The 2,653-nt window shown below is 55.0% G+C and carries 2 rRNA genes (1 of these 2 only partly in view); both read left to right on the top strand.

What is annotated here, in order from left to right:
• A 23S ribosomal RNA gene (locus ACW9SV_RS22465) occupies nt 1-2,444 on the top strand; it begins 446 nt to the left of the window's first position.
• 95 nt (nt 2,445-2,539) lie between these two features.
• Nucleotides 2,540-2,651, top strand: a 5S ribosomal RNA gene (rrf, locus tag ACW9SV_RS22470).
• Nucleotides 2,652-2,653 lie beyond the last annotated feature (2 nt).

The following is a 2,653-nucleotide window of genomic DNA, read 5'->3' on the forward strand; positions in this document are numbered from 1 at the left end:
AGGCTAAATACTCCTGAGAGACCGATAGTGAACCAGTACCGTGAGGGAAAGGTGAAAAGAACCTTGAATAAAGGAGTGAAATAGAACCTGAAACCATGCGCCTACAAGCGGTCGGAGCCCATTCGTTGGGTGACGGCGTGCCTTTTGCATAATGAGCCTACGAGTTACTCCTCCCTGGCGAGGTTAAGTGTTTTAAAACACGGAGCCGCAGCGAAAGCGAGTCTGAACAGGGCGCACAGTCAGGGGGGGTAGACGCGAAACTTTGTGATCTACCCTTGGGCAGGATGAAGTTGCGGTAACACGCAATGGAGGTCCGAACCAGTTTCCGTTGAAAAGGATTTGGATGACCTGAGGGTAGGGGTGAAAGGCCAATCAAACTGAGAAATAGCTCGTACTCCCCGAAATGCCTTTAGGGGCAGCGTCGAGGTTGAGTCTCGTGGAGGTAGAGCTACCGATAGGACTAGGGGGAGTCAAATCCTACCGAATCCTGACGAACTCCGAATGCCACGTGACATACTCGGCAGTGAGGCTTGGGGTGCTAAGGTCCCAGGCCGAGAGGGAAAGAACCCAGACCATCAGCTAAGGTCCCTAAATTTACGCTAAGTTGAACAAAGGAGGTTCAGTTGCTTAGACAGCCAGGATGTTGGCTTGGAAGCAGCCATTCATTTAAAGAGTGCGTAACAGCTCACTGGTCGAGCGACAGGGCATCGATAATAATCGGGCATCAAGCGTGATACCGAAGCTATGGATAGAATTTATTCTGTGGTAGGGGAGCATTCCCGTCGGCGGTGAAGGTACCTGGCAATGGGTGCTGGAGCGTCGGGAAAAGCAAATGTAGGCATAAGTAACGATAATGCGGGCGAGAAACCCGCACACCGAAAGACTAAGGTTTCCTGATCAACGCTAATCGGATCAGGGTTAGTCGGGTCCTAAGGCCGATGCGAGAGCTAAGGTCGATGGACAACTGGTTAATATTCCAGTACTAGCGTGACCCAGCGATGCGGTGACGGAGAAGTGAAAGGCCCGCCTGGTGACGGAATACCAGGTTGAAGGACGTAGGTAGAAGGACAGTAGTTAAGTACGCTGACCTTGCTGAAATCTGATAGTACCCCAAGCCCCCGGGCGAGGGGATAGTGGCCCTAATCCCGCTCCCAAGAAAACCCGCTAAGCGTCCACGGTCACGCTACCCGTACCGCAATCCGACACAGGTAGTCGAGGAGAGAATCCTAAGGTGCTCGAGTGAATCACGGCCAAGGAACTCGGCAAAATGGCCCTGTAACTTCGGGAGAAGGGGCGCTTCCTCTGGGCAACCAGAGAAGCCGCAGTGAAAAGGCCCAGGCGACTGTTTAACAAAAACACATGGCTATGCGAAATCGAGAGATGAGGTATATGGCCTGACACCTGCCCGGTGCCGGAAGGTTAAGGGGGGACGTTAGCCGCAAGGCGAAGCGTTGAACCGAAGCCCCGGTAAACGGCGGCCGTAACTATAACGGTCCTAAGGTAGCGAAATTCCTTGTCGGGTAAGTTCCGACCTGCACGAATGGTGTAACGATCTGGGCGCTGTCTCAGCCGTGAGCTCGGTGAAATTGTAGTCTCGGTGAAGATGCCGAGTACCCGCTACGGGACGGAAAGACCCCGTGCACCTTTACTATAGCTTAACATTGACTCTGGGTAACTGATGTGTAGGATAGGTGGGAGCCTGTGATCCGGCGTCGCTAGGCGTCGGGGAGGCAACGTTGAAATACCACCCTTCAGTTGCTTGGAGCCTAATCCCGGAGGGGAGACATTGTTTGGTGGGTAGTTTGACTGGGGTGGTCGCCTCCAAAAGAGTAACGGAGGCTTTCAAAGGTACCCTCAGCACGCTTGGTAACCGTGCGCAGAGCGCAATAGCAGAAGGGTGCTTGACTGTGAGGCCCACAAGCCGAGCAGGGCCGAAAGGCGGATATAGTGATCCGGTGGTTCCGCATGGAAGGGCCATCGCTCAAAGGATAAAAGGTACGCCGGGGATAACAGGCTGATCTCCCCCAAGAGCTCATATCGACGGGGAGGTTTGGCACCTCGATGTCGGCTCGTCACGTCCTGGGGCTGGAGAAGGTCCCAAGGGTTCGGCTGTTCGCCGATTAAAGTGGCACGCGAGCTGGGTTCAGAACGTCGTGAGACAGTTCGGTCCCTATCTGTAGTGGGCGTTGGATGTTTGAGGGGACCTGTCCTTAGTACGAGAGGACCGGGATGGACGAGCCTCTGGTGGACCTGTTGTGGCGCCAGCCGCAGCGCAGGGTAGCTACGCTCGGATGAGATAAGCGCTGAAAGCATCTAAGTGCGAAACTCACCCCAAGATGAGACATCCCTTAAGGGCCGTGGGAGACGACCACGTCGATAGGCGGCAGGTGTAAAGGTAGAGATACCATAGCCGAGCCGTACTAATTGCCCGAGAACTTTCGCCGCCCGAAAGGCGCGTACCCTACGTTCTCTCTCTGCCTCCAGTATATCAAAGCACTCCCCGACCCCATTGAGGAACGCCCGAAAGGGACCCGAAGATAATGGTGGCTATGTCGCGGGTGTCCACCTCTTCCCATTCCGAACAGAGAAGTTAAGCCCCGCCGAGCCGATGGTACTGCGGTCACACGCGGGAGAGTAGGTAGCCGCCAACCCC

This window comes from Rufibacter sp. JT20002 (assembly GCF_056491185.1).